Genomic DNA, 6,018 nt, shown 5'->3' on the forward strand with positions numbered 1-6,018 from the left:
ATGGCCAGCAGGCCGGTCAGCAGGAAAGGCACCCTCATCGAGGGTGCCTTTCCTGCTGATATAGAGGGTGGGCGATGCTGGTATCGAACCAGCGACCTCTTCGGTGTGAACGAAGCGCTCTCCCACTGAGCTAATCGCCCTCAGCGCCACTGACTCTACCCGATCGTGGAACCGGACCGGAAATCCGGGGTCAGTGCGTCGCGAGGTAGTGCATCGCCGTGGCGACCAGGTCGATGCCGAGGCTGAACTTGAGCGACAGCCAGACCACGGTGGCCACGAAGACCAGGCCGACGGACCCGAGCACGACTCGCACCAGCAGTGACTGTCGCGTCACCCAGCGCGTCCAGCCGTAGACGTGCCGGCGGGTGAAGCCGAGCAGCCGGCGCGCCCAGTGGTACTCCACCGCCCAGATGCCCAACCCGGCGATCACCAGCAGCCACCCCGGCCCGGGCAGCGGGATGAGTGCGATGCCGACTGTCACCACGATCGCGCCCGCGATCGCAATGAAGATCTTGAGGGCGATCCGGCCGGTGGGGTTGGCCCGGATGAGGTCGAGAGTCAGCGAGATCCGCTCCCGCCAGCGGGGGCGGCGCGGCGGGTCTCCGACGACCAGGACACCACCGGGCCGATCGGCGTCGGGCGTCGGCCGATCGGCGCGTTCGGGCTGCTCCATCGGCACTCCGTACCCCCGCTTTTCGGCTGCTCGGACCGCAACCTTCGGCGGGCCGGGCGCCGCAGGCGGATCCACTGAGGATTTCTTCGTCACCATTTCACCCCCCAGTGTCGCTCACGCCCGTCACTGCAACGGTCGACTGGACGTTACCGGAGTAAGTCGACGACTGAACCACCCGATGCCGGGCGGGATCACGCACTGGGCAGAACCGGAAATCCTACATGAATGCTCGCATTCACGCGACCTTTCCGTCCCCCTTCCCACCACTGGGTGAAGTCAGCGTATGGCGGAGCGTAGCCAGGAGTAGCACCTGAGTATGGGAAAAGCGGGACACGCGCGTTCCGCAGCGGTGCCGGGGGGAGAACGTCCATGAGTGTCATTCGACCGACGACCGTAGAGGTCGAGACGTCACTAAGGCTCGTCGCACCTGACGCCACGGCCTTGCCGGTGCGTGCCAGTCTGCGTTACGACCCTGCTGACCCGTATGCGGTCCATGTCCTGTTCCATGCCGAATCTGCCGGTGGCGAGGCGGTGAGCTGGTCCTTCGCCCGCGAACTGCTGGTCACCGGCCTGGACGAGCCAGCCGGCATCGGTGATGTGCGGGTCTGGCCCTGGGCCACACCGCGCGGCGACTTCGTCGCGCTGGCCCTCTCGTCACCGGACGGCAACGCCCTCTTCGAGGTGCCGCGCAGCGTTCTGGTGCGTTTCCTTCGACGGACCTACGTCGTCGTCCCGCGCGGTCGTGAGGCCGAGCACCTGGACGTCGACACGGCGGTGAACCGGCTGCTCGCCGGTCGCTGACCACCGCCCGAACGGGCAACACCGGCCAACCCGGGGCCGCGCGGATCTGCCGAGTCCGCGCGGCCCCGGCACACCCGGAGGGGGTACGCGGACAGCCCGCCCCGGGTCAGCCGGTGCTCAGCCGTGCGTGGTGATGCCGCCGTCGACGGGGATGACCGCGCCGGTGAGGTACGCGCCGGCGCGCGACGAGAGGTAGATGGCAGTCCCGGCCATGTCCTCCGGGCGTCCGATGCGGCCCAGCGGCACCTGCTGTTCGATGGCGGCCCGGCTGGCGGGGTCGTCCAGCGCGAACGCCATCATCTTGCTCTCGAACGGGCCCGGTGCGATCGCGTTGACGGTGATCTGCTCACCGGCCAGCTGGTGGGCCAGGCCGCGGGTGAGCATGTGCACTGCCGCCTTGGTGGCCGAGTACGCGTACACCTCCATCATCGGCACCCGGATGCCGTCGATCGACCCGATGTTGATCACGCGGGCCGGGTCGTCGGCGCTGGCGGCGACGCGCAGCGCCGGCAACAGCGCGGTGGTGAGCCGGAAGACGGCCTTGACGTTGACGGCCCAGAGCTTGTCGAACGCGGCCTCCGGGTAGTTTTCCAGCGGGGCGCCCCAGGTCGCGCCGGCGTTGTTGACAAGCACGTCGAGGCGGTCGAAGCGCTCGCGCACGGCGGCGGCCAGCGCCTCGGCCCCGGCGTCGTCGCCCAGGTCGGCGGGGATGGCCCCGCAGCGCCCCTCGGCGGAGAGCTCCTTGGCGACCGCCGCACAGACGTCGGCCTTCCGGGACGAGATGATCACGTGTGCGCCGGCCCGTACGAAGCCCTGGGCGATCATCAGGCCGATCCCCCGCGACCCGCCGGTGACCAGGACCGTCTTACCTTCGACCGAGAACAGCTGCGTCATGCCCATCCCATCGCGAGTCGGCGGGGCCGCCGTCCGGTTGGGCGGACCGTGGCCCGGACGGCGCTACCGCCGGGTAACGTAGCCCGGCCGCCGGGATCGCGACAAGCCCGGTGTGTGACGCCGATTCCGCCACCCGCGTCGATTGGGATGCGGTGACCTGCGGTTCGGGCTACCGTCGCAGGCGATGGTCTCCACCGGTCCCACCCCCGCGCCACCGATCGGTTCGGCTCCACCCGCGCCCGACGAGATCGCCACGTTCGCGCTGGCCGACCTCGCCGGCGATCCGGGCTGGCGTCGGCCGGTGCTCGTCGAGCAGGAGCTGCTGATCCTCACCACACGGGGGCACGGCGACGCGGAGCTCGACTTCCACCTCCTGCCCTGCCGGCCCGGCACGCTGTTGCGGGTCCGAGCCGGCCAGGCGCTGCGCTGCGCCGGTCCGCAGTTCGACGCCACTGTGGTCGCCTGGGATCCCGAGGCGTTACGCGGCTTCGACGTCGACCTGGGCACGCCCGTGACGTGGCGGCAGTTGGCCGGCGAGGACGAGGACGCGGTGATCAGCGAGGTGAGCCAGTTGGCGGTGGACTGTCAGCGGCACCCCGACAACCGCACCGCCCGCGCGCTGCTTCGTCACCAACTGGTCGTGTTGCTGCTGCGGCTGACCCTGGCCAGCGCCGACCGCTCGGCGCCCCGGCCCGAGGACGAGACGTTCCACAGGTTCTGTCAGGAGGTGGAGCGCGGCTACCCGCACAGCCGTCGGGTGGAGGACTACGCCGCCGGGCTGCGCTGCTCGGTGCGTACCCTGACCCGGGCTTGCCTGGCCGTCACCGGCCGCAGCGCCAAGCAGGTCATCGACGAGCGGGTCGCGTTGCAGGCCAGCCGGCTACTCGCCGCGACCGACCAGCCGATCGCCCAGATCGGCCGGCAGCTCGGCTTCTCCGAGCCGACGAACTTCGGCCGTTTCTTCACCCGCGAGGTCGGGGTGAGCCCCGGCGCGTTTCGGGCCGCCCGGGACCAGCCGGCGGCCAGCCGGGTGGTCCGCCCGCGAGCGCCGGCCGAGCCGACCGGCGCCAACGGTGGCCGGTTCCGCCCTCTCACCGAATCGGCCAACGGCGGCCACGCCGAACGGTCCGGGTCGCCCACCGGACCGACCCGCGGCACCGGCCGGGCATGATGACAGGGTGCAGATCTCCGCGCGCGGCGACTACGCGGTACGGGCGGCGCTGAGCCTGGCCACCGCGTACCCTTCGCTGCTGTCCACCCAGGCCATCGCCGGGGAGCAGGACATGCCCCGCAAGTTCCTGGAGGCCGTCCTGGCGGATCTTCGCCGGGCCGGCATCGTCCGCGCCCAGCGTGGCGCCGAGGGCGGCTACACGCTGGCCCGTCCACCACGCGAGGTGACAGTCGGCGCGGTGCTGCGGGCGGTGGACGGCCCACTGGCCGGGGTACGCGGGCTGCGCCCCGAGGAGACCCGGTACGAGGGTGCGGCGGAGAACCTGCCCGGCCTGTGGGTGGCCGTGCGCGCCGCGGTGCGGCGCGTGGTCGACGAGGTGAGCCTCGCCGAGATCGTCAACGGTCGGCTGCCCGCCCACGTCCGCAAGCTCACCGCGCTGCCCGACGCGTGGGAACCGCGCTGACCCACCCAGCGGGTCAGAGCGTCCGGACCACGTCCTCGGTGCTCAGCCGGGGCAGCCGGGCGCCCCAGGAGGCCGAGTCGGGGTGGCCCACGTTCATCACCAGCAGCGTCTCGTGCCGCCCGTCGGGAAAGAACTCTCGGGTCACGCCCGCCGCGTCGAACCCGGCCATCGGGCCGGCGGCCAGCCCTGCCGCGCGTACGCCCACCACCAGGTAGCCGATCTGCAGGGTCGCACTGAACCGGGCCTGCTCGACCCGCGTCGCCCGATCGGTGAGCCAGTCGCGGGCCTGCGGGCGGTGCGGGTACAGCTCGGGCAGCCGCTCGTGGAAGTCCACATCGGCGGCGAGCACCGCCACCAGCGGCGCGGCGGCGGTCTTCGCCCGGTTGCTCGACGAGAGGTGCGGCAGCAGTCGCGCCCGCGCCGCCGGGCTGCGCAGCAGCAGCACCCGCAGCGGCTGGCCGTTGTACGCGGTCGGCCCGTACCGGATCAGGTCGTGGATCGCCGCGACCTGGGCGTCGGTGACCGGCTCGTCGGTGAACGTGTTGGCCGTGCGGGCCGCCCGGAACAGCAGGTCCTGGGCGGCCCGGTCCAACGCCAGCAGGCCCGGTGTGGCCAGCGCCGTCACCGGGGCATCGGCGCGGCGGCGGTGGTGTAGCCGCCGTGGTGGTGCACCAGCGGCGTGCCGTCGCCGCCGTCACCGAGCGCCAACGGCTCGGCGATGACAAGCGTGTGGTCGCCGGCGGGCACCCGGTGCACCACCCGGCAGAGCAGCCGGGCCAACACGCCGGTCAGCAGCGGCACCCCGAACGGTCCGGGCGTCCAGTCCGGGTACGCGGCGAACCGGTCGATGCCGCTGGTGGCGAAGACCGTCGCGGCGTCCCGCTGCCCCGCGGTCAGCAGGTGCACCGCGACGTGCTCGGCGCGAGCCAGCACCGGCCAGCTCGACGACGCCGTCCCGAGGCAGAACGAGACGAGCGGAGGGTCCAGCGACACCGACGTGAACGAGGTGGCGGTGAAACCGGCCCGGATCGGCGCGCCGATCCCGCCCAGGCAGGCGGGGTCGGTGGCGCGGGCCACAGCGGTGACCACTGTGACGCTCGTGGCCTGCCGACGCAGCAGAGCACGGAACAGGTCCGCACTCACCGGTCGCAGCTCGGCCGCGTCCGTCGCGGGACGCTCCACGGTGGTCACGCCGGCACCGGGGTCGACGCCGCGTGCGTGCGGGCCCGTCGGGTTGGGCCGGAGCAGCTGGTCACGGCGGTGGTCGGGGTGTTGGCGGCGGCTCGGGGACGGAGGACGGCACGACGGGGTAGGGACATGCGGAGTCTCCTGATCTGTCCACGGTGGGAGTGAGGAGGGTGAGAAGGCACGCTGCTCCGCGTTGAGCGGGCCGGCGGTGTGCGTGCGTCGCTGGAGTCGAACCGGATGGACCGGTCGGCTCAACAGAGCGCGCTCGCGTGCCGGACCAGGTCGACGTGCACACGAGCGGTGAGGTGAAGCTCATCCCGCTGCGACATGACCTCATGTTGCCGGGGCGGGATCGACAGGTCAACGGTCTTCCAGAAGGTGAGAATTCCATCGATGCCGATGGGAAATAGCATGGCTAGCAGCGCTTATCGTGTCACAAGACCTATCTGGTGAGTAGAGATTGGAGCTGCGCGGCCGGGACCGTCCAGGACGGACACCGAGAGGGTTTCAAAAGTTGCTGGTCCGGGCATGTTCGATCTCGACACGGCAGGGAACGGTGACGAGGGGAGTCCTCCGATGGGCCTCATGTTTCGCAAGCGCAAGAAGTACGGACCGATCATCCTGAACTTCACCGAGAACGGCTTCTCCTCCTGGAGCATCAAGATCGGGCGCTGGTCCTGGAACTCCAAGGCACGTGCGCACCGTGTCGACCTGCCGGGTCCACTGTCCTGGAAGCAGGACAAGTCCCGGTCGTAACCTCCCGGGAGTCGAGCGGGGGGGGGGGGGGGGTGGTGGGGAGGGCGCGCGGCGGTGTTGGGGTGGTGGGGC

9 protein-coding genes and 1 tRNA gene are annotated in these 6,018 nt (G+C 71.3%); 4 read left to right on the forward strand and 6 right to left on the reverse strand.

Annotated features, from left to right (window positions below; translation table 11 throughout):
- Nucleotides 1-68: 68 nt before the first annotated feature.
- Together AB0A95_RS21705 and AB0A95_RS21710 are read right to left on the reverse strand one after the other, a co-directional pair.
- A tRNA-Val gene (locus AB0A95_RS21705) sits at nucleotides 69-140 on the reverse strand.
- A 50-nt stretch (nucleotides 141-190) separates the two neighbouring features.
- On the reverse strand, nucleotides 191-769 hold the full coding sequence (locus AB0A95_RS21710; protein WP_357557567.1) for a PGPGW domain-containing protein: 579 nt from the start codon (nucleotides 767-769) through the stop codon (nucleotides 191-193).
- 273 nt (nucleotides 770-1,042) lie between these two features.
- Between AB0A95_RS21710 and AB0A95_RS21715 the strand changes: the two genes are divergently transcribed.
- Nucleotides 1,043-1,474, forward strand: coding sequence for an SsgA family sporulation/cell division regulator (locus AB0A95_RS21715; protein ID WP_007457244.1), 432 nt, complete (start codon nucleotides 1,043-1,045; stop codon nucleotides 1,472-1,474).
- 117 nt (nucleotides 1,475-1,591) lie between these two features.
- On the opposite strand, the gene AB0A95_RS21720 is transcribed toward AB0A95_RS21715, so the two are convergent.
- Nucleotides 1,592-2,368 carry a glucose 1-dehydrogenase gene (locus AB0A95_RS21720; protein WP_357557568.1) on the reverse strand — a complete coding sequence of 259 codons (777 nt, stop codon included), beginning with the start codon at nucleotides 2,366-2,368 and terminating at the stop codon, nucleotides 1,592-1,594.
- Nucleotides 2,369-2,552: 184 nt separating this feature from the next.
- Between AB0A95_RS21720 and AB0A95_RS21725 the strand changes: the two genes are divergently transcribed.
- Together AB0A95_RS21725 and AB0A95_RS21730 are read left to right on the forward strand one after the other, a co-directional pair.
- Nucleotides 2,553-3,539 (forward strand): AraC family transcriptional regulator, encoded by a 987-nt coding sequence (locus AB0A95_RS21725; RefSeq protein WP_357557569.1) that lies wholly within the window; start codon nucleotides 2,553-2,555, stop codon nucleotides 3,537-3,539.
- A gap of 7 nt (nucleotides 3,540-3,546) precedes the next feature.
- A complete protein-coding gene (locus AB0A95_RS21730; RefSeq protein WP_357557570.1) occupies nucleotides 3,547-4,002 on the forward strand; it encodes an Rrf2 family transcriptional regulator in 456 nt (151 codons plus the stop codon).
- A gap of 13 nt (nucleotides 4,003-4,015) precedes the next feature.
- Here AB0A95_RS21730 and AB0A95_RS21735 read toward each other — a convergent pair whose 3' ends face one another.
- From AB0A95_RS21735 to AB0A95_RS21745, 3 genes are all read right to left on the reverse strand, one after another.
- Nucleotides 4,016-4,627: a malonic semialdehyde reductase gene (locus tag AB0A95_RS21735; RefSeq protein WP_357557571.1), complete on the reverse strand. Its 612-nt coding sequence runs from the start codon at nucleotides 4,625-4,627 to the stop codon at nucleotides 4,016-4,018.
- Nucleotides 4,624-5,193, reverse strand: coding sequence for a flavin reductase family protein (locus AB0A95_RS21740; RefSeq protein ID WP_357557572.1), 570 nt, complete (start codon nucleotides 5,191-5,193; stop codon nucleotides 4,624-4,626). Before AB0A95_RS21740 ends, AB0A95_RS21735 begins: the two co-directional genes overlap by 4 nt.
- 248 nt (nucleotides 5,194-5,441) lie before the next feature.
- Complete coding sequence (locus tag AB0A95_RS21745) at nucleotides 5,442-5,603, reverse strand: putative leader peptide (protein WP_357557573.1); 162 nt, start codon at nucleotides 5,601-5,603, stop codon at nucleotides 5,442-5,444.
- A gap of 163 nt (nucleotides 5,604-5,766) precedes the next feature.
- Between AB0A95_RS21745 and AB0A95_RS21750 the strand changes: the two genes are divergently transcribed.
- Nucleotides 5,767-5,946, forward strand: coding sequence for a DUF4236 domain-containing protein (locus tag AB0A95_RS21750; protein ID WP_030333600.1), 180 nt, complete (start codon nucleotides 5,767-5,769; stop codon nucleotides 5,944-5,946).
- Nucleotides 5,947-6,018: the final 72 nt, after the last annotated feature.

Source organism: Micromonospora sp. NPDC049230 (assembly GCF_040647875.1).
Classification (GTDB): Bacteria; Actinomycetota; Actinomycetes; order Mycobacteriales; family Micromonosporaceae; genus Micromonospora.